General features: G+C 46.0%; 16 protein-coding genes and 1 pseudogene. 13 read left to right on the top strand and 4 right to left on the bottom strand.

The genetic code is table 11. The features are described 5' to 3' along the window. The first annotated feature begins 205 nt into the window (after window positions 1-205). The 13 genes and pseudogenes from MBO_RS04645 to MBO_RS04585 all read left to right on the top strand — a co-directional run bounded on the left by MBO_RS04645 (window position 206) and on the right by MBO_RS04585 (window position 16,654). Entirely contained in the window at window positions 206-3,961 is a 3,756-nt protein-coding gene (locus MBO_RS04645) for a nitrate reductase subunit alpha (RefSeq protein ID WP_036364400.1), read from the top strand. A 331-nt stretch (window positions 3,962-4,292) separates the two neighbouring features. Then, window positions 4,293-5,831, top strand: coding sequence for a nitrate reductase subunit beta (narH, locus tag MBO_RS04640; RefSeq protein WP_036364396.1), 1,539 nt, complete (start codon window positions 4,293-4,295; stop codon window positions 5,829-5,831). Between the two features lie 11 nt (window positions 5,832-5,842). Beyond that, window positions 5,843-6,640, top strand: coding sequence for a nitrate reductase molybdenum cofactor assembly chaperone (narJ, locus tag MBO_RS04635; RefSeq protein WP_036364393.1), 798 nt, complete (start codon window positions 5,843-5,845; stop codon window positions 6,638-6,640). Between the two features lie 11 nt (window positions 6,641-6,651). Further along, window positions 6,652-7,356, top strand: a complete 705-nt coding sequence (gene narI / locus MBO_RS04630) for a respiratory nitrate reductase subunit gamma (RefSeq protein ID WP_187648937.1) — start codon at window positions 6,652-6,654, stop codon at window positions 7,354-7,356. Between the two features lie 55 nt (window positions 7,357-7,411). After that, complete coding sequence (locus MBO_RS10320) at window positions 7,412-7,744, top strand: IucA/IucC family C-terminal-domain containing protein (RefSeq protein ID WP_036364390.1); 333 nt, start codon at window positions 7,412-7,414, stop codon at window positions 7,742-7,744. A 231-nt stretch (window positions 7,745-7,975) separates the two neighbouring features. Then, window positions 7,976-8,530, top strand: a pseudogene (locus MBO_RS04620) (GNAT family N-acetyltransferase); the annotation flags it as partial. Window positions 8,531-8,534: 4 nt separating this feature from the next. Then, on the top strand, window positions 8,535-8,933 hold the full coding sequence (locus MBO_RS04615; protein ID WP_046701410.1) for a hypothetical protein: 399 nt from the start codon (window positions 8,535-8,537) through the stop codon (window positions 8,931-8,933). After that, window positions 8,933-10,183: an MFS transporter gene (locus MBO_RS04610; RefSeq protein ID WP_036364387.1), complete on the top strand. Its 1,251-nt coding sequence runs from the start codon at window positions 8,933-8,935 to the stop codon at window positions 10,181-10,183. The genes MBO_RS04615 and MBO_RS04610 overlap by 1 nt, the downstream gene beginning before the upstream one ends. Before the next feature lie 34 nt (window positions 10,184-10,217). Next, complete coding sequence (locus MBO_RS04605) at window positions 10,218-12,554, top strand: TonB-dependent receptor (protein WP_036364384.1); 2,337 nt, start codon at window positions 10,218-10,220, stop codon at window positions 12,552-12,554. A gap of 143 nt (window positions 12,555-12,697) precedes the next feature. Next, a complete protein-coding gene (locus MBO_RS04600) occupies window positions 12,698-13,075 on the top strand; it encodes a hemerythrin domain-containing protein (protein WP_197971989.1) in 378 nt (125 codons plus the stop codon). Between the two features lie 164 nt (window positions 13,076-13,239). Further along, window positions 13,240-14,367, top strand: a complete 1,128-nt coding sequence (locus MBO_RS04595; protein ID WP_080702189.1) for a peptidylprolyl isomerase — start codon at window positions 13,240-13,242, stop codon at window positions 14,365-14,367. A 51-nt stretch (window positions 14,368-14,418) separates the two neighbouring features. Further along, entirely contained in the window at window positions 14,419-15,687 is a 1,269-nt protein-coding gene (locus MBO_RS04590; RefSeq protein WP_036364378.1) for a molybdopterin molybdotransferase MoeA, read from the top strand. Window positions 15,688-15,844: 157 nt separating this feature from the next. After that, the gene (locus MBO_RS04585) at window positions 15,845-16,654 is read left to right on the top strand and encodes an HpcH/HpaI aldolase/citrate lyase family protein (protein WP_036364375.1); all 810 of its coding nucleotides are present in this window, start codon (window positions 15,845-15,847) and stop codon (window positions 16,652-16,654) included. A gap of 3 nt (window positions 16,655-16,657) precedes the next feature. Here the strand turns inward: MBO_RS04585 and epmA are convergent, their stop codons facing one another. The 4 genes from epmA to MBO_RS04565 all read right to left on the bottom strand — a co-directional run bounded on the left by epmA (window position 16,658) and on the right by MBO_RS04565 (window position 20,509). Then, window positions 16,658-17,614 (bottom strand): EF-P lysine aminoacylase EpmA, encoded by a 957-nt coding sequence (gene epmA, locus MBO_RS04580; RefSeq protein ID WP_036364373.1) that lies wholly within the window; start codon window positions 17,612-17,614, stop codon window positions 16,658-16,660. 12 nt (window positions 17,615-17,626) lie between these two features. Continuing rightward, window positions 17,627-18,697 carry a 4-phosphoerythronate dehydrogenase gene (locus MBO_RS04575; RefSeq protein WP_036364371.1) on the bottom strand — a complete coding sequence of 357 codons (1,071 nt, stop codon included), beginning with the start codon at window positions 18,695-18,697 and terminating at the stop codon, window positions 17,627-17,629. 2 nt (window positions 18,698-18,699) lie between these two features. Further along, window positions 18,700-19,863 carry an AI-2E family transporter gene (locus tag MBO_RS04570; RefSeq protein WP_036364368.1) on the bottom strand — a complete coding sequence of 388 codons (1,164 nt, stop codon included), beginning with the start codon at window positions 19,861-19,863 and terminating at the stop codon, window positions 18,700-18,702. Between the two features lie 181 nt (window positions 19,864-20,044). Then, window positions 20,045-20,509: a YaiI/YqxD family protein gene (locus MBO_RS04565; protein ID WP_036364365.1), complete on the bottom strand. Its 465-nt coding sequence runs from the start codon at window positions 20,507-20,509 to the stop codon at window positions 20,045-20,047. Window positions 20,510-20,539 lie beyond the last annotated feature (30 nt).

Here is a 20,539-nt window from a genome sequence, read left to right as displayed (position 1 = left end):
TNTTNTTTTTTGTTTATTATGGTTATGATTTGGCTGATGAATTGATAAATATCAAGCCTAAAATCAAGCAAATACCTACACCTACCCCCTTAGTATTATCCCCCTAGCCGTCAAGTTAATACCTTAATTTGGCGGTTTTCTTTATAGTAAGCTCATCAATTTAGTCAAAAACTTTTTAAGTTTAGCCAACCCATAAGGGGGATTTATGAGTCATTTATTAGACCAATTTCGTTTTTTTAAGAAAAAAACGGGAGAATACGCTGACGGACACGGCGAGATTCGTGATGAAAATCGTGATTGGGAGAACAGCTATCGCAGTCGTTGGCAGTTTGACAAAATCGTCCGTTCAACTCATGGCGTGAACTGTACAGGCTCATGCTCATGGAAAATCTATGTCAAAAACGGACTGGTAACGTGGGAGACTCAGCAAACCGACTACCCACGCACACGCCCAGACCTACCCAACCACGAACCCCGTGGCTGTCCCCGTGGTGCGTCTTATAGTTGGTATATGTACTCTGCAAACCGTGTCAAATACCCCAAAGTGCGTAAGCCATTGCTAAAACTTTGGCGTGAAGCCAAAGCAGTCCACAAAAACCCTGTGGACACATGGGCAAGTATCGTAACTGACCCAACCAAGACCGAGCAGTACAAACCCAAGCGTGGCATGGGGGGCTTTGTCCGCTCGTCATGGAATGAAGTGGTGGAAATCATCGCTGCCGCCAACATCTACACCGCCAAGACCTTTGGTCCTGACCGTATCATTGGTTTCTCGCCCATTCCTGCCATGAGTATGATTAGCTATGCCGCTGGCTCTCGCTATTTGTCGCTTATCGGTGGGGTGTGTTTGTCATTTTATGATTGGTATTGCGATTTGCCACCAGCATCTCCGATGACCTGGGGTGAGCAGACAGACGTGCCAGAAGCTGCCGACTGGTACAACTCTGACTACATCATCGCATGGGGGTCAAACGTACCGCAGACCCGCACCCCTGACGCTCACTTTTTTACCGAAGTGCGTTATAAAGGCACAAAAACTGTCGCCATCACCCCTGACTATGCCGAGATTGCCAAGCTGTGCGACCTATGGCTAAACCCAAAACAAGGTACAGACGCCGCTCTTGCTCAGGCGTTTTGTCATGTGATTATCAAAGAATTTTATCTAAAAAATCCAAGTGCCTACTTTACCGATTATGCTAAACGCTACACCGATTTGCCAATGCTTGTCATGGTCGAAGGCGAAGGGAAATCGGCACGAGTAGGGCGGTTTTTGCGTGCGTCTGACTTGGTTGACAACCTAGGTCAAGACAACAACCCCGAATGGAAAACCATCGCCATCAATAATAATGGCGAGTTGGTGTCGCCTTATGGGGCGATTGGCTACCGTTGGGGCGAGAGCGGTCGTTGGAACTTGGAGAGTAAAGAAGGTACAAACAACACAGACGTGGATTTGGCTTTGACTCTAAAAGGCTCGGGCGAGGCGGCAACAGTTGGCATGGACTACTTTGGCGGTGATGAACACCCTTACTTTACCGCCGCCGAAGGGGACAATATCCAGTACAAAAATGTCCCTTGCAAAACGCTTACACTAGCCAATGGCAAAACAGTCAAAGTGGTAACAGTCTTTGATTTAATGCTTGCCAATCTTGGCGTGGATAATGGCGTGGGCGGTCAGCACGTAACTGATGATTATAATGATGAAACCGTGGCAGGCACGCCTGCTTGGCAAGAGAAAATCACAGGCGTAAGCCGTGAAAAAGTCATTCAAATTGCTCGTGAATTTGCCGACAATGCCGACAAGACTCATGGCAAATCGATGGTCATCATCGGAGCAGGCATGAACCACTGGTATCACATGGACATGAACTACCGTGGCGTTATCAATATGCTTATGCTGTGTGGCTGTATCGGTCAGTCAGGGGGCGGTTGGGCTCATTATGTCGGTCAAGAAAAATTAAGACCGCAGACAGGCTGGGCTCCTGTTGCCTTTGCCTTAGACTGGCACAGACCGCCACGCCACATGAATGGCACGAGCTTCTTTTATAATCATTCAAGCCAATGGCGACACGAAAAAGTCTCGGCTCATGAGATTCTATCACCACACGCTGATAAATCGCAGTTTCCTGAGCATATGCTCGACTACAACGTGCGAGCCGAACGTGCAGGCTGGCTACCGTCTGCCCCACAGCTTAATATGAACCCCTTGGAGCTGGGTCGTCTTGCCAAGTCATCAGGGCAGGATATTGAAAGCTATGTTGTGGATAATTTGGCAAATGGCAACGTGCGTTTTGCTGCCGAGTCGCCTGACAATCCTGCCAACTTCCCAAGAAACCTATTCATCTGGCGGTCAAACCTGCTTGGCTCATCGGGCAAGGGGCATGAATATATGCTTCACTACCTACTAGGCACCAAGCACGGTATCCTAGGCGAAGAGACCATTCATGATGGCATCCGCCCAACTGAGATTGACTTTGAGCCAAATGGGGCAACGGGCAAACTTGACCTTGTTACCACACTTGATTTTAGAATGTCGTCCACCTGTCTGTACTCAGACATCGTGCTGCCGACTGCCACATGGTACGAAAAAGACGACTTAAACACGTCTGATATGCACCCCTTTATCCACCCATTGACCGCTGCCACCGACCCTGCGTGGGAGTCCAAGACGGACTGGGAGATTTATAAGCTTATCGCCCAAAAATTCTCCGAGCTGTCAGTCGGTCATCTTGGTGTGGAAACAGACATCGTAACCTTGCCCATGCAACACGACAGTGAAGGGGAGCTGGCTCAGCCCTTTGGCGGAACCGACTGGAAAACCCAAGGCGTACGCCCAGTCCCTGGTAAGAACTGCCCACACATCAAAGTCGTGGAGCGTGATTATCCATCCACTTATGCCAAATTTACATCGCTTGGCACGCTCATGGATAAGCTCGGCAACGGCTCCAAAGGCATCACATGGGACACCAAGGAAGAAGTCAAACTACTTGGCGAGCTAAATTACACTGTTACCGAAGACAACGTGGCTCACGGTCGCCCACGCATGAGTACCGCCGTGGACGCTGCTGAGACGGTACTCATGCTCGCCCCTGAGACCAACGGACACGTGGCGGTCAAGGCATGGGCGGACTTGTCAAGCAATACAGGGCGAGACCACACGCACCTTGCCAAATCGTCCGAGCATGAAAAAATCCGTTTCCGCGATATTGTCGCTCAGCCCCGTAAGATTATCTCATCCCCAACTTGGTCGGGGCTAGAATCCGAAAAGGTGAGCTACAATGCAGGCTACACCAACGTGCATGAGTTCATCCCTTGGCGTACCATCACAGGTCGTCAGCAGTTCTACCAAGACCATCCTTGGATGCAGGCGTTTGGCGAGCAGATGCAACAATATCGCCCACCGATTGACACAAGAACGACAGACGAGCTAAAGCGCTATAAGTCAAACGGCAACAAAGAGATTGTACTAAACTTCCTAACGCCACACCAAAAATGGGGCATTCACAGTACTTACTCTGAGAACCTGCTCATGCTGACGCTGTCTCGTGGCGGACCTATCGTGTGGATGAGTGAGATTGATGCCAAAAAAGCAGGTATCGAAGACAACGACTGGATTGAAGTTTTTAACCACAACGGCACCATCACCGCCCGTGCGGTCGTCTCTCAGCGTGTCAAAGAAGGCATGACGATGATGTATCACGCCCAAGAAAAGCTTGTGAATATCCCTGGTTCTGAAAACTCAGGCACCCGTGGTGGTATCCACAACTCAGTAACTCGGGCAATTCTAAAACCTACGCACATGATTGGCGGTTATGCCCAGCAAGCGTACGGCTTTAACTACTATGGTACGGTCGGCTGTAACCGTGATGAGTTCGTGGTGGTGCGTAAGATGGCGAACATCGATTGGCTAGAGGGCAAGCCTGATGACAGTCTGCCACGTCCACTGCCTACTACTTTGGACTGATAAACCGCCCTGTTTATCCCTTTTGGTAGGATAGCAAACTTTCAGCAAAGGGGATAAACTAGGGCGTGTTGAATCTTTGTATTTGCAATGAAAAATGAGAAAAATCGCACGTTTTTCAAGGAAAAGTCCGCAGTTGATATTGAAATATCAACAAGGATTTTGACGATGAAAAACAAGATTTAGCCATTTTTTTCATGCAAAAACAGTGATTTTATTTTACAAAATTTCAAATTATAGTTTGTGTTATAAAGGTTCAACACGCCCTATTCAATTTTGACCTACCGATGTTCTTTTAAATTAATTAAAAAGAACTAGGCATAAGGGGAAACCTATGAAAATTCGCTCACAAGTTGGCATGGTGCTAAACCTCGATAAATGTATCGGTTGCCACACCTGCTCTGTTACCTGCAAAAACGTCTGGACAAGCCGTGAAGGCATGGAATACGCATGGTTTAACAACGTAGAGTCCAAACCGGGTATCGGCTACCCCAAAGAGTGGGAAAACCAAGAAAAATGGAAGGGGGGCTGGATTCGTAATGCCAACGGCTCCATCAACCCAAAGATTGGCGGTAAATTCCGTGTGCTTGCCAATATCTTTGCCAACCCTGATTTGCCAACGCTTGACGACTATTATGAGCCGTTTGACTTTGACTATCAGCACCTGCACACCGCCCCATTAGGCGACCATCAGCCGATTGCACGCCCACGCTCACTCATCACAGGCAAGCGTATGCAAAAAATCGAATGGGGGCCAAACTGGGAAGAAATCCTAGGCTCTGAATTTGCCAAACGTCGTGCCGATAAGAACTTTGACCAAGTCCAAGCCGACATCTATGGCGAGTACGAAAACACCTTTATGATGTACCTGCCACGCTTGTGCGAGCATTGTCTTAACCCAACGTGTGTGGCGTCTTGCCCATCGGGAGCCATTTATAAGCGTGAAGAAGACGGTATTGTGCTTATCGACCAAGACAAATGCCGTGGCTGGCGTATGTGTATCTCGGGCTGTCCTTATAAGAAGATTTATTATAATTGGAAATCAGGGAAATCCGAAAAATGTATCTTCTGCTATCCACGCATTGAGTCAGGTCAGCCAACCATCTGCTCTGAGACGTGTGTGGGGCGTATTCGTTATTTAGGCGTGCTTTTGTATGATGCTGACAAAATCAAAGAAGCCGCCAGCACGCCAAATGAAAAAGACCTATACAAAGCCCAGCTTGATGTGTTCTTAGACCCCAATGACCCTGCCATCATTGAGCAAGCCCTAAAAGATGGCGTGCCGATTAGTGTCATCGAAACCGCCCAAAAATCACCTGTGTATAAACTGGCGATGGATTGGCAACTTGCCTTGCCTTTGCATCCAGAATATCGCACCTTGCCGATGGTATGGTATGTGCCACCGCTATCGCCCATCCAAAACGCCGCCAAAGCGGGCAAAGTGGGCATGGACGGGCTTATCCCTGATGTGGATAGTCTGCGTATTCCTGTCAAATACCTTGCTAATATGATGACCGCTGGCGATGAAGTGCCTGTCAAACTTGCCCTAAAACGTCTACTTGCCATGCGTTCTTATAAGCGTATGCAACTTGTTGATAAGGTCGAAAGCCAAGCGGTGCTTGATGACGTGGGCTTGACCAAACACCAAGTTGAAGAGATGTACCGCTATTTGGCAATCGCCAACTATGAAGACCGCTTTGTCATTCCGAGTGCTCACCGTGAAGAAGCACTGTCTGATGCCTTTGCCGATAAAAACGGCTGTGGCTTTACCTTTGGTGATGGCTGTACAGGCGGTAATGATGTCAGTATGTTCGGTCAGCGTAAGTCCAATCGCCGTGAGATGATTGAGACCGTGCAGGCGTGGGATAACTGATGGGGGCTAGTATGAATCATCTTGATTTTAAATTCTTAAAAGTGATAAGCCTGCTTATGGATTATCCGTCTGATGAGCTGTTTTGTGATGATACGCTAGATGCGTGCAAAGACATTGTGGCAACATCAAAGCTCATCAGCCCCGAGGTTCGCCAAGAGATTAACGCCTTTGTTGATGAGTTATCAAGCAAAGGCTCGATTGAGGCTCAGTCGGTGTATGACAGTCTGTTTGAGCGTGGGCGTTCGTTGTCGCTTTGGCTGTTTGAACACGTGCATGGCGAGAGCCGAGACCGTGGACAGGCGATGGTGGATTTGATGGGGCAGTATGAACAGGCGGGCTTTGCCATTGATGTCAAAGAATTGCCCGACTATTTGCCCATGTATCTAGAATTTTTGTCCTACAAGGCAGGCTTTGCAGATGATGTTGAGATTCGCATGGACATTGCTGACGTTAGCCACATCATCGCTCTACTTGGGGCGAGACTGGTGGACAAAGGCAGTAGTTATGCTGGGCTGTTTAAGGCGTTATTGCAAATTGCAGGCAAGCCTTTGACCGTCATTGATGACGAGCTTGCCAAGATGGGCAAAGACAAGGTGGATGATACGACTTTTGATGCCATTGACAAAGAATGGGAAGAAGAAGCGGTGGACTTTTTGGCGGCAAAGCAAGAAGAACGCTGTCCGTCAAGCCAAACCGACATTCGCATTGCCGAGACCTTGGCAAGAAAAGCCCAAAAGACAAGCGAAATCCCTGTGCATTGGGTGGATTTTAAAACCAATAAAAACGCTGACGAAGGAGTGTTATCATGATGGCAGCAGCAATCACAGCAACGACCCCCGAGAATTGGCTTCATGTCTTTTTGTTCGGTATTTATCCTTATATCGCCTTGACGGTGTGTATTTTGGGCTGTTGGGCGAGATTCGATCTATCGCAGTACACATGGCGTGCAGGCTCAAGCCAAATGCTGTCTGATGGTTATATGCGTGTGGCGAGCAACTTATTCCACGTTGGTATCATCGTGGTGTTATTGGGGCATTTCTTTGGTATGATGACGCCGCATTTCGTCTATGAGCGTATCATTACCGCACCTCAGAAGCAGCTTCTGGCGGTCATCGTCGGTGGTATCGCAGGCGTGATGTGTCTGATCGGTCTGCTGATGCTGATTTGGCGACGCTTTACCGATGCGCGTGTCAGCCATACTTCGACGTTCAGCGATAAGATGCTGCTTGTCATTATCCTTGTGCAGCTTTTGATGGGTCTGGGTACGATTTTTTCTTATCCTGAACACAAAGATGGTGCGCTCATGGTATCGCTGGCAGGCTGGGCGCAGAACCTTGCGATCTTAAGACCTGTCTATGCAGCATCTTTGGTACAAGATGCCGGACTGATCTATAAGCTACACATGTTCCTAGGAACAACGCTGATCCTACTGGTGCCGTTCACGCGTCTGATTCACATCATCTCAGCGCCAATCTGGTACTTGGGCAGACGTTATCAGATCGTTCGTCAAAAAACGTCGCAGTAAGCACTTGTTTAAAAAACCATTTTTTCGGTTTTTGCCACAAACATCGCCCTAGTGTTTGTGGTTTTTTATTTTATTTTCACTGGGCTTTTTGTTGTTGCATTATCGCTATATTTTTGATGTATTACATCAATATTATAATATATCTGAATTTGAATTTTGGAATGAGTTATCAAAGATTGTTGATGAATTTCACCATCAACATCCAGAGCTAAATGAGTGGATTGCTTTATTTGATTTAAAGAGACCAAAATTTGAAAAGGTGTGCCTAAATCGTGTTCGCTTTTTTACAAGAGGTTATCAAGATAACGCCAGCCGTCCAGAACCCGTGGTTTGCGAACCAATTTGCAATCCAATATCACCAAAGTTTCTAAGGTGTGTTGAACATTGATAACATTATTTGTAAAAACGATGAAAATTTTAACGCTTTTATTAGTTTTTGCATGAAAAACGTGCGATTTTTCTCATTTTTCATTGCAAATACCAATATTCAACACGCCCTAATGAGAGAATAGAAACGCTAGAAATCTATACCGATTCTTTTAATCAAGATCAATGCAGTAAAACCAATCGATTGCCAACTTGATCTCAGGGGTTGCTAAACAACTATATTTACAGATAAAATGGGGTTGAATTTGGGTTGGTGCAAATAAGCTACCCTGAACACATTGAATTGTTGCATCGTTGGACGGATATGCCCCATGTTATCCTTCAATGGCAACTCAATAAATCATTGTCTGAGCTGTCTGTTTATTTTGAAAAAAATGTTGGCTGATGACCACCAGCGTTTGTATTTGGTTGGTATTAATGGCGAATGGGTTGGTTACGCCGAAGTTTGTGAAGTGGCAAGGGATAGACTATCAGGGCATTATACGGCTGACAAAAATGATTTGGGTTGGCATTTGTTACTAGCAGAGGCACAGGATGTTGGCAAAGGGTACTTGCGCGCCATCATGCGTCTACTAAGCTTTTTTATTTTTGAACATTCACCTGCTAAAAAAATTGTGGGTGAACCTGATGCAAGTGTAAAACCCTATGAGGTAGTCGCTCAAGAATTCAACTATATGCCCCAATATCAAATTGTAATGCCTGAAAAACTGCAATGTTATATTTTTGTGACAAAGAAGGGTTTTATTGTAAGTTTGCCCATTATTTAAATGCCAGCATTAAAGAGTGATGTTATGCCTATTTTTCTAAATGCTATTCAGAACCCAAATAGCTCCTTACCTGTATTTTTACTTGATTTTTCAGGCGAGATTAGTCAAGATGCATTTGATGATTGGTTGATTGCTATGAGTGATTTGTTAGCCAGTGAGCAGAGTTTTGCCTTGATTTACCATAGTCGGACAGGACTGATACTCCCTGATAACTACCGCCAGATTGAGGCGGTTTGGTACAAGACGCACAAAGAATCGTTCTTTAAATATTGCAAGGGATTAGTCAGAATTGTTGATGATGAGACTCAACGACAAGCCTTAGACAGTCCTGCTTTTCATAAAGCATGGCGAGTGCCTTATGCGGTGGTGTTATCGCTGACTGAAGCCAAAGCATGGATAAACACTAAAATAGGGGCGGTCTGATGATTGTCTCACAACAAAAAAATCGCCATCTTTTGACGATGGTGGCACTGTTATATGTTGCCCATGCCTTGCCTTTGTATTTTTTTAATGTGGCATTGCCTGCCATTTTAAGACATCAAGGCGTTGATATTAGGGTGATTGGCATGCTTTCACTTTTATATTTGCCGTGGGCGTTTAAATTCCTGTGGGCAAGTTATGTGGACAATTATTATTGTACCAAAATTGGCAAACGCAAAACTTGGTTATTTTTTACTCAAATTATCGTGGTAGTCGGGCTGTTTGGGCTTGGCTTTTTACAGTTTTCTGAGATTGTATTATTTCTTAGCATAAGTTTTTTGGTGTCTTTGGCAAGTTCTACCCAAGATATCGCTATTGATGGCTATACAGTGGAACAATTTGATAAGTCATCCTTTGGGCTGGCAAGTGCCATGCAAAGTTTTGGAGTGGCGTTTGGTAGTATGGTGGGCGGTGCTGGCACGCTGTGGCTATATCAGAGATTTGATTGGCAAATGGCCACAATCAGTTTGGCAACAACTGTTGTGCTTATTTCGTGTTCACTATGGTTTTTAAAAGATCAAGACAATCCCAAACATGCTACCAATCTTTCCAGAGCAAGTCTTATTAGGCTTATCAAACGCCCGCAAACCAAATGGTTACTAGCTTTGATTGTGGTGTTTCGCTTTGTGGAAGCTCCGATGATGGCAATGCTAAATCCAATGCTTGTGGATTTTGGTTTTTCACTGTCTCAGATTGGGCTTTTGTTTTCGGTATTTGGAGCGATTGTTGGGATTGGTTCAGCACTTTTGGCAGGAATATTAATCAAATATATCGACATTGTACGTTGTCTTATATTATTCGGATGGCTAAGAACGGCAGTTTATGCTTTGTTGTGTCTAGGATTGCTATATCCTTTATTGGGTGATTTTTTACCTGCGGTAGGTTTATTAAAAACAGGGTTTATGAGCTTGATGGCAATTAGTGTTTTGTTAATTTTATCTGTTCGCTATTTAACAATGACTGCCTTATATGCTCTGTTTATGAATGCTGCCAATCCCGACCAAGCTGGCACGGACTTTACTTTGTTTGTGTGCGTGGAGTTGCTTGTGTATTTTATCGGCGGGGCGATGAGTGGATTTTTAGTACATCAGTTTGGCTATGACAAGCTATTTTTATGGCTTGCGATTGGTTCTGGGGTCTCAATGCTTATTTTGCCGACATTGATAAAAAAATTTTTCGTAACAGACTGTTAAAATTTTACTTTTCCATAAGCATAAGGAGTAATTTATGCGTCATTCCCACTATTCTCAATGGTTATCTTTGCCTTTACTAAGTGTGGCAGTAACTCAGCAGTTGTACGCTCAACCCAATGAGTCATTACCAACGGTTGAATTAGAGCCTGTGGTTATTACCACTGATAAGAGCGGTATGGCACTTGCCAATCGTATCACGCAAATGCCCCACACCACCAAAGTTATTTATGAAGAGCAAATTCAAGAGCAAGCAACAGGCTCTCGACAGCTTGCCGATGTAATGGCACAGCTCATTCCAAGTTTGGGGGTAAGTAGTGGCACCACTAGTAACTTTGGGCAAACCATGCACGGTCGTCAAGTGCAATTTTTGTTAAATGGCGTGCCTTTGACAGGTTCGCGAGACATCTCTCGACAGCTTAATAGTATCAACCCCAGTCAAGTGGCTAGAATTGAAGTTTTATCAGGAGCAACCAGTATTTATGGGTCTGGGGCAACAGGCGGTTTGATTAATATCGTTACTAAGTCGGATTTGGAAGAGGAGCAATTTGAAACCCGCATCGGTGTACATGGTAATAAATTATCCAGTGAAGGTATCGGTTATCAGGTAGGTCAGAGTATCGCAGGTGTCAGCGAAAATGGCAATGTCCTTGCACGACTTGATGTCGACTATCGCACCACAGGAGGGGCATTTGATGCTAATGGAAAACGCATCGCTCCTGAACCTGCTCAAACTGATAAGCAAGACAACAAAAGCCTAAGTGTCAATACAAATGTTGATTGGCAAATCGGTGATAAACAAAACATCAATTTAGCATTGACACATTATAACGACAAACAAGATACCGATTATGCACCTGATTATGGTAATCGCCTTGCGGTGTTGTTTGGAGAAAAGCCTTCATTAAATGCCATCAAAGGCTTATCATTATCAGAACAGCCAAAAACCACCAAAAGCACTTTTAATATCAACTATCATAATGATGACTTGTGGGGTAACACCATCAATACCAATGCTTATTATCGTAAAGAAGAAGGGCGATTTTATCCCTTTGTTGCCCCGTTTTCGACCGCCAAAGCCCTGCCTATTTTACAAAGCATGAATTTGCCACCCGCCACTTTGGATGCTTATACCAAGGCTCTACAAGCTCGCGCCTATGGGGTGTTACAATCTGAATCTAAGGCAGAGGTACTAGGAGCAAGACTGGCTTTGCAAAGAAAATTTGACCTTGCTCAAAAGCCTGTGCTACTTAGTTATGGTATCGATTATGAAAAAGAAAAAAACCGCCAAGGGGCAACAGGTTATGATTTAACCACCTTTATGCAAAGCAACGGCTTAGAGTTTAAAGATGCTGGCAATCACTACACCTATGGACCTGATACCACCTTAAAAACCTATGGTGTTTTTGCTAATGCCAATATTGCTTTAACAGATGATTTAAAAATATCAGCAGGCGTGCGACATCAACGCATAGACAGCAAAACAGACGATTTTGTGCCACCCAGTGAGTCGCTATTGGCTGATTTATTAATCCAAAACAAAGTGCCGTATCAAGCAGGGGTTGTCAATTCTGGCAAAGTAAAGCATCACAAAACTTTATTTAATTTTGGGGCAAATTATCAATTAACGCCAAATCACAGTATTTTTGCCAACTTTGGGCAGGGATATAGTTTGCCTGACCTGCAAAGGGTGCTAAGAGATGTTGGGACGGGTTTTGCGGTTAATTCTGATAATGTCGAGCCAATCACGGTCAATAGTTATGATGCAGGGTGGGTAGGAGTATTTGGCGGTAGCCGTGCCAAGTTGACAGGTTTTTATAATACATCAGATAAAGTAACCCAGTTTTTAAAAGATTATAGCGTGGTGGTTGCTGATACTGATGAGCGTATTTATGGAGCGGAGTTTGAATTAAATCACAAGATTAATGATAACTGGGCTGTCGGTGGTAGCATTGCCTATACACGGGGGCAATACAAAGATGCAAGCGGTCAATATCGAGAACTTGGGGCGTTTCGTATCAGCCCTACCAAAGCCACCGCTTTTGCTCAATATACTACGCCAAACGAACATAAGTTACGCTTACAACTACTTGCCATTGATGGTACACAAAGAGCTTACAAGGACAGCCTGATTGCCAAAACCAATCAAAATGTCCGCAAAACCCCGGAGGCTAGAATTTCAGGCTATGTCGTGGCGGATTTATTGGGTGAGATAAAACTGCCCAAGGGTCAGCTAAATTTTGGGGTTTATAATTTGATGGATGCCGATTATAAGAGCGTATTTAGTCAAGCTGCGAATGCAACTTATGGTGAATTATCCAGCTTGTCTGCACAGGGGAGAAGTTACGGGATAAGTTATACCTTAAATTATTAATTAGCATTATGTGCCACAATACCACAAATATCGTCCTAGTGTTTGTGGTTTTTTATTTTATAATAAAATTTAATTGATAAATAGAAACCCCCACGAAACGACACCCCGCCTTACAGCCCCTATCTCGCCAGCACCATTTGGGCTTGGTCATCGCCAACAAAGCCAAATCCGTCACCGATGATGACAAACTTATCCACCATCAAGCCTTAGTGGAGTATCTGACCACTGCCATTCCCACGCATTTTGAGATTGAGCGGACGCGCCTTGCTGATGTTATTTTGACAAAATTATCCGATGACAGGGCGGTTAAATTGGCAAAACAAATGCTTGATGAGCATGAATACATTGAGAGCCTACTTGCCAACACCGACCCAAGCGTGGACGATGTCAAGGAGCTTGCAAATGCTCTGTATGACCGTATCCGCTTTGAAGAGCGAGAGCTTGTTCCCATTGCTGAGACGGTGCTAAATGATGTTGAACTTTTTGCCATTTATGAGGCGATTGATGAGAATGTAAAGTGAGTGGGGTAAAAATTTGGGATATTAAGTTGATGGTAATTTTGGGTTGCAGGGAAGAACACAACACTCTATTTACAAGGTTAAAACCAAGCTAAACCAAAAGGAGTATTTTATCCTTGACAAATATCATGAATAATACACCAAAACCAATATCCCAAAGGTGTCTTATGACCGTCCAAGCCTACAACCCCAAAGCCCCAAATAACCCCGCACCCACTTCAAACCCTCAAAGCAGCCCTGAGCTATTACAAATCAGCGAGCCAAACCAAGCCCACGCCAAACCGTCAGATGGTTCGTGCGGTTGTGGCGGAACTCATAACCACGACCATAACCACCACCACACTCACGCCCATAGTCATAGCCACGAGCCTGAATTTTTTGATGATGGCATTCGTGTCATGCCAACTTCTGACGACCTAAAGCGCCTATCATCGGATGCCGAGCTTATCGAACGAGCATTGGCTGAAGAAAAATCTAATCACAGCAATCTCATCGCATCATCCAGACAGACTGTGCCTAGCATCTATGTCAATGGCGTGGAGATTAGCGAAAAAGCCATCGGTGAGGAAGTGCAGTATCATCCAGCGAATAGCCAAGATGAGGCGCTGTTCTTATCAGCGCAGGCGCTCGTTATCCGTGAATTATTGCGTCAAGCGGTGCTTGAGGATGAAGAGATTGCAGGAGAGTGGGAGGTAGATGATGAATTGGCAATCTCAAAACTCATCGCCAAAAATGTCAAAGCCAACACGCCCACCGAAGACAATTGCCGCCAATATTATGAATTTAATAAGTCGCAATTTAGTACACCACCTGTGATGAACGTGCGCCATATTCTGTTGGCTTGTCCGCCCGAAGAGGGCGAAGAGCGCATCGAACTTAAAAAACGCGCTTATGAGATAATTGATGCCATCAAGTCCAGCACCAACCCAGCAGCAGAATTCATCACACTAGCGATGCAACATTCTGCCTGCCCATCTTGGACGGAAGGCGGTGAATTGGGCATCCTACAAAAGGGCGCGACTGTACCTGAATTTGAAAAAGCAGTATTCGCACTACCAATAGGGCTTGCTCCAAGCCCTATTGAGACGCGTTATGGGGTGCACGTCGTGGAGGTATTGAGCTGTATGGATGGTAAAGAGCTGTCATTCGATGAGGCGCTACCAATGATTCGCAACCGCTTGGCACAAGAAGCGTTCCATCATGGGCTGATTGATTATCTATACACCCTAAAACAAAATGCCGACATCGTAGGCATTGAGATTGATGTTAATCAAGAAAACGTGTATCGTGGCTAATTATTCAGTAATTCACCTGAATGTGTCATTAATCAAATTCTGGGAAGTCACATGTCCTTAATACCTGTCAAAGACCTAAAACAAGCCATCAGCTTGCGCGCGCATGATCACGCGCAGGCGCACCCACGTCCTGTACACACCTGCCAGCTTGATGATGCGCTGGAATGTATCTTAGCAGAGCAGGTAGTGGCTGATTTTGATGTACCTAGACAGAACCTATCTGCGATGGACGGCTTTGCGCTTGGTGTAGGTTCTGATTTATCAGATCAGACCGCCTTTGAAGTGATTGGCGAGTCTTGCGCAGGTTCGCCATTTGCAGGGCAGATTCAGGCCAATCAAGCGGTGCGAATCCTTACAGGGGCGGTCGTACCTAGTGATGCTGATACCGTGGTGATGCAGGAGAACACCGATTATCAATCGATTGCGGACTTCCCTTATACTGTGACGTTAACACAGGTAGCGACGGCGGGGTCGAACATCAGACGACAAGGCGAAGAGATCACTAAGGGTGAAGCTTTACTTGATGTTGGTAAGCGGCTTAACCCTGCAGACATCAGCTTGTTAGCCAGTCTTGGTGTGGCAAGTGTCTTAGTGTGTCAGCCACTGACTGTAGGCGTGATTGCGACAGGAGATGAGCTGGTTGCTGTGGGTGAGAGTCTGCCAAGCCTTGCTAATATTTATAACTCGAACACGCCAACCATTAAGGCGCTACTTGCTCGTCTGCCGGTGCAGGTGCGTGATTATGGCATCATTCCTGATGACCTAGATCAGACCAAGGCAGCAGTACAGCGCGCCATCGATGAATGTGATGTCATTATCTCAAGTGCTGGCGTGTCGGTGGGTGATTATGATTATCTTACTGAAGTTATCGGTCAGCTCGGTCGGGTGCATCATTATAAGGTGAACATGAAGCCGGGCAAACCATTTGTATTTGGTGAGTTTCATCGAGCTGATAAACCGGTGCTGTATTTTGGTCTACCGGGCAATCCATTATCCACCATAGTTGGGATGCTACAGTTCGTGCGTCCTGCACTTTGGCAACTGTCAGGGTGTGACAGCCATGATCTGCCGTACGCCCCGGCAATGCCTGCTGTCTGCCAGACAGACATCACCAAAAAAGGCACGCGCCAAGAATTCCTAAGAGCGGTATTTGTTTTTCATGGTGGTCGATTGAGTGTCAAGCCATTAGGTGCTCAAGACTCCCATCGAGTCAAGCAGATGAGCCATGCCAATTGCTTGCTTGTACTGCCATGTGATTGCACGGGTGTAAGGGCAGGCGACACAGTGATGATTGAGCCTTTTGAATGGTGCTTTGGGTAAATTATACCCAACAAAAAGCCGCACGATTATTATCATGCGGCGTTTTTATTGCAATTGATACAAATCACAGCGACCATAGCAGTCCATAATTTACAGTCCGTCATGAATGTGATAAGGTAAAGCTCTAAAGACACCAACAACTCATGATGGAAGAGCTATGAATAATGCCTTTAAGACTTACCTATTTATCCCTGCTACGCGTTTGGATCGAGCATCCAAGGCTCTAGATGGCGATGCCGATCATGTCATTATCGATCTAGAGGATGCGGTAGAGGCTTGCAATAAGTATGCGATAAGATCGTCATTGCAAGAATTCGATAAAGCTATCAATCAGTCATACTGGCTACGCATCAATGCCGCCCATACCGCTGATTATGCGCATGATGTTGCCATGATTCAGACGCTCGATCATGTGGTAGGCGTGTTATTGCCAAAGGCAGAATCTGCTCTGTCAATCACAGCGCTGCATCAAGCGAGCAATCTGCCCATCATCGCGGTCATTGAGACAGCCAAGGGCGTCCTAAATATTGACAGCATGGCCACTGCGACTGGATTGATGGCGATGACTTATGGCTGTCTGGATTTGGCAAAATCGCTTGGCATGACACTTGATACGCCAGCATCTAAGGTGGTGTTGGATAGGATTCGTGCCGATTTATTACTGCATTCTGCGGTGAATGAACTTAATGCGCCGATTGAGACGATCTTTGCAGATTTTAATGATGATGACGGCGTGGGTAAATTCGCCAAATTCGCCAAAGATTTTGGTTTTGATGGTCAGCTTGTCATTCACCCTAGGCAGATCGCACCCATTCGCCGCGCCACCGCCCACGATGATGCGATGCTTGGCTTTGCCAAGGCGGTGTTAGATCATCACGAGGCGACAGGTGAGGCGGTGTTCTCTGTGCAGGGCAGGATGGTTGATCTGCCTGTCATCGAATGGGCGAGAGGAGTTCTTGAGCGTTAATTATTACGCCTTATCTGTAGTAATGGCGATGGCGTGGTTGATGCTTGGCAGTCGATCGCGCACCATGAGTAGTCTATCCACGCCTAGGGCGATGCCACTACATGGCGGCATCTCGTCACAGGCAGCGATGAGGTGCTTGTCTATCGGCATGATGGGCAGGCCCAGTTGTTGCCGCTGTGCATTATCCGAGGTGAATCTGGCGTATAGCTCGTCGCCATCAGCCAGCTCATCATAGGCGTTGGCAATCTCAATGCCATCGATATACAATTCAAAGCGCTTCGCCACCAAATGCCCTTCCGCGTCATGCTCTGCCTTGGCAAGTGCAGCGGTGGCAAGCGGGTAATCCACCACCAATGTCGGCACATCTTTACCCAAGTCCGGCTCAATTAGATGGCTGAATAATAAATCCAACCACCCTTGTCTGTCATCTGCCATGTCTAGGTGAATGTCGTGAGCGATGGCACATGCCTTAAAGGCTTCGATCGAATCTCTGTACGGATGAATCCCAAGAGGTGAGAAGCTATCGGCATAGCTTAGCTTCTTAAAGGCGATGGGCTTATCCATGACAACGCTAATCAGCTGTCTTAATTCTTCAGCCAAATCATCCAGGCTAAAATGCGGACGATACCATTCTAACATGGTAAATTCGATGTTATGCTTCGTGCCGCGCTCATTGTCCCGAAAGACCTGACAGATCTGATAAATCGGTACTTGCCAAGTTGCGAGCAGTCTTTTCATCGCAAACTCAGGTGAGGTGTGCAGGTAGCCTGTGGTGGGTTTGCCCAATTGATGAAAATGCGCCACAACCGATTCTATGAAAGTATCAGTATTGCCAGCATTGGATAATATCGGCGTGGTCACCTCCATCACGCCTTTATCAGCGAAGAACTGACGAATGGCGAAGAGTATGGCGGCGCGACTTTGGGCTTGGACGAGGGTTTGGGTGGGTTTGTAGCTCATGTTATGTGCTGCTTAAGATAACCATTCACGGCGTAGGTTGTAGGTTTTTCTAAGATGGTCAAAATCAGCAGGGTGCACACCATCATTGCTAACTGCACGCAGATCGCGATCATCTTTGGCAATGTCATAATAGTTATTTAGGGTCTGCTCAGGCTGACTTCGAACACCCGCCAAAAAATCAGGCCATTTATAAGGATTATCAGGCAGTAATGGATTAATTTGCTGAATAACTGGTAAGCCAAATTCTTGACAGAACGCCTGATAAATCATGTCCGTACCACGAAGCTTACCTTCTAGGGTATAGCCTGCGATGTGCGGTGTGGCGATGTCAAGATGGTCTAATAACACTTGATCAATGTGAGGCTCATGGGGGAATACATCCAGAACCGCTTGTAGATTTTTGATGCGAATGTTGTTTAATAGATCATCTTGATTGATGATCTCGCCACGGGCGGTGTTGGTGAGTAGAGCGTTGTTTTTTAATTTGGATAGGTTGTCAGCACTTAGCATCTCATGGGTGGGGTTCTCGCCGGTGTGTGTCAGCGGCGTATGAATGCTAACGACATCGCTTCTGCTAAGTGCATCATCAAGGCTGCTGTTGTTTATGGCTGAAGCTGCCAAAAATGGATCATGACCCAGCACTTGCCAATTTAGCTCATGGGCATAATGCGCCAATGTTGAACCAATATTGCCAAGGCCGATGATGCCAAGTGTGATCGGTTGATGTGCACTATCTGGACGAAGTGTGAGAATGGAAGTGATGACATACTGAGCCACCGAATGCTTGCTACACCCTTTGGCATTGGTAAAGCTAATGCCACGTTTTGCCAGATAGTCTGTATCCACATGATCTGTGCCAATGGTCGCTGAGCCAATGAAGCGCACATCACCAAAATCCTGAATGCTGCCTTGATGAATCGGCGTGACAGAGCGGATGAACAGAGCGTGCGGGCGATGGGTATCAATGGCGGCTTGATTGATGTCGCGACCTTTTAGCTTAATGACGTTGATGTCATGATGCGACAGATAATCATCGATATTGGCGATATTTTCATCGGCTAAGATGGTGATGGCATGAGTCATGATTAATCGTCCAATTTGTCTTCGTTTAAGATTGGCTTCGGTGTTGTATCAGCCAATAAACCTTCACCATCTGCCACGGCAAAGTGACCGTCTTTGGCAGCGAAGATCTCGTTCTTGTGCTGGCTGATCCATTCGCGCCACACCGCAAGTCCGATTGCCAGTAAGACAGGACCGATGAACAGACCAACGAAGCCGAATGCGGTCAAGCCACCAAGCACACCGATAAAGATAATAATAAATGGAATCTTAGTCGCGCCACTGATGACGATGGGGCGAATGAGGTTATCCACCCAGCTGATGACCAAGATGCCCCACAGGGCAAGACCGATGCCTTCGGTGGTATAACCCTGAGACAGTAGCCACAGTGCCACTGCACCCCACGCAAAAGGCGTACCAAAAGGAATTAATGCCACCACAAAAGTAACCAAAGTCAGCAGAATCGGGTTCGGCGCACCTGCCACGACATAGCCAAGACCTGCCAATAGCGCCTGAGCCAGAGCAGTCAGGCCGATGCCATAGATGACGGCTTGCGTGGTTGCGCCGACAGAGTTGATGTAATCATCGATGCGATCGCCGATGATATTACGTAGTGCTTGACGAATTTGGCGCATAAGGCTGGTGCCATCACGATAAAAGAAAAACAGCGTCATAAGTGCCATGCCCAGTTTGGTAAGGTTCTCAAGAACGGCATCAAACGCAATTTTGCCATAATATAGATGCGACTGAACCCAGTTACGCACCGCTGCCATAGAGGCCTCGGGGTCTTTGTTGATTTCCCACAGGAGGTTTTTGACCTGCTGACCGATCACGGGCAGATCTTTGATGCTGTCAGGTAGATCAACATAGCCTGCCTGCAGTCGGTGAATTGCCATGCTGTAGAAATTGATGACTTCTTGTTGTAAGAAAAACACACCCACCACCAAAGGCACACCGATCATCAAAGACACGCAGGCGGTCATGATCAGTGCGCTGATGGTTGGGCTAAGATGGACTTTTTGATGAAAAAAACGATACAAAGGAAAGGTGATGTACGCCAAAATTGCCGCCCAAATCGCAGGCGAAATAAAAAAATGCACCACCTGAAAACACAGAATGATCAAAATGGTAAGCAAAGTGAGCGCGAGCAAGCGTTGGATGACGAGTTCTTTTGTCCAAGTTTCTAACATGGCGGTTGTGAGCGTCCTGTTCGTATTTTTATTTTAAAGTGCCAAAAAGCGTTTGATTTTTGAGGTGAAAATTTTGCCCTTTATTATGCCTTAATTTTTTAAAAATAGCTTGTCACAGATGCAGGAATTTGCAAATATTTTTACAATTTTTGTTGCGTGATTGATGCGGGTAGTTTTTGGGTTAGGTCGGGCTTTTGGCTTTAACAAGGCGATTAAGACCATTGGCGAAGGCGATTTTGTCTTTGTCACTGTATGGTTTTTGTCCACCCATCTGCTTAGGGTCCAGCACGTTCGTGCCACGAAGCGACTCCATAAAATCCCGAGCATTTAATTTGGGTTTGATGTTATTTAGGGTAAATTCCTCGCCTCGTGAAGTCAGAACTTTAGCACCTTTTTCTAGCACATCATTGGCAAGAGGAATGTCAGATGTGATGACTAGATCGCCTGCTTGAGTGTTATCGACGATGTAATTGTCCGCCACATCAAAGCCTTGCGATACGACCACCATGTTCAGGTGTGGGGATGGCGGGAGTTTGATAAAATTATTCGCCACGAAGATTGCCATAACATCTGTGCGGTTGGCGGTCTTAATGATGAGCTCTTTGGCGATGGCGGGAATGGCGTCGGCGTCTATGTAAATATTCATAAGATAAAAAAAGGGCAGTAGCATGCCCTT

The organism is Moraxella bovoculi 237, from assembly GCF_000696305.2.
Lineage (GTDB): Bacteria > Pseudomonadota > Gammaproteobacteria > Pseudomonadales > Moraxellaceae > Moraxella > Moraxella bovoculi.
The sequence above is the reverse complement of the archived record's forward strand: the minus strand, read 5'-3'. Positions and strand labels throughout refer to the sequence as shown.

Bases quoted from the DNA above. Each gene is read 5' to 3' on its own strand.
- MBO_RS04645 (WP_036364400.1), top strand. From the start codon at position 206: ATGAGTCATTTATTAGACCAATTTCGTTTTTTTAAGAAAAAAACGGGA.
- narH (WP_036364396.1), top strand. From the start codon at position 4,293: ATGAAAATTCGCTCACAAGTTGGCATGGTGCTAAACCTCGATAAATGT.
- narJ (WP_036364393.1), top strand. From the start codon at position 5,843: ATGAATCATCTTGATTTTAAATTCTTAAAAGTGATAAGCCTGCTTATG.
- MBO_RS04615 (WP_046701410.1), top strand. From the start codon at position 8,535: ATGCCTATTTTTCTAAATGCTATTCAGAACCCAAATAGCTCCTTACCT.
- MBO_RS04610 (WP_036364387.1), top strand. From the start codon at position 8,933: ATGATTGTCTCACAACAAAAAAATCGCCATCTTTTGACGATGGTGGCA.
- MBO_RS04605 (WP_036364384.1), top strand. From the start codon at position 10,218: ATGCGTCATTCCCACTATTCTCAATGGTTATCTTTGCCTTTACTAAGT.
- MBO_RS04595 (WP_080702189.1), top strand. From the start codon at position 13,240: ATGACCGTCCAAGCCTACAACCCCAAAGCCCCAAATAACCCCGCACCC.
- MBO_RS04590 (WP_036364378.1), top strand. From the start codon at position 14,419: ATGTCCTTAATACCTGTCAAAGACCTAAAACAAGCCATCAGCTTGCGC.
- MBO_RS04585 (WP_036364375.1), top strand. From the start codon at position 15,845: ATGAATAATGCCTTTAAGACTTACCTATTTATCCCTGCTACGCGTTTG.
- epmA (WP_036364373.1), bottom strand. From the start codon at position 17,614: ATGAGCTACAAACCCACCCAAACCCTCGTCCAAGCCCAAAGTCGCGCC.
- MBO_RS04575 (WP_036364371.1), bottom strand. From the start codon at position 18,697: ATGACTCATGCCATCACCATCTTAGCCGATGAAAATATCGCCAATATC.
- MBO_RS04570 (WP_036364368.1), bottom strand. From the start codon at position 19,863: ATGTTAGAAACTTGGACAAAAGAACTCGTCATCCAACGCTTGCTCGCG.
- MBO_RS04565 (WP_036364365.1), bottom strand. From the start codon at position 20,509: ATGAATATTTACATAGACGCCGACGCCATTCCCGCCATCGCCAAAGAG.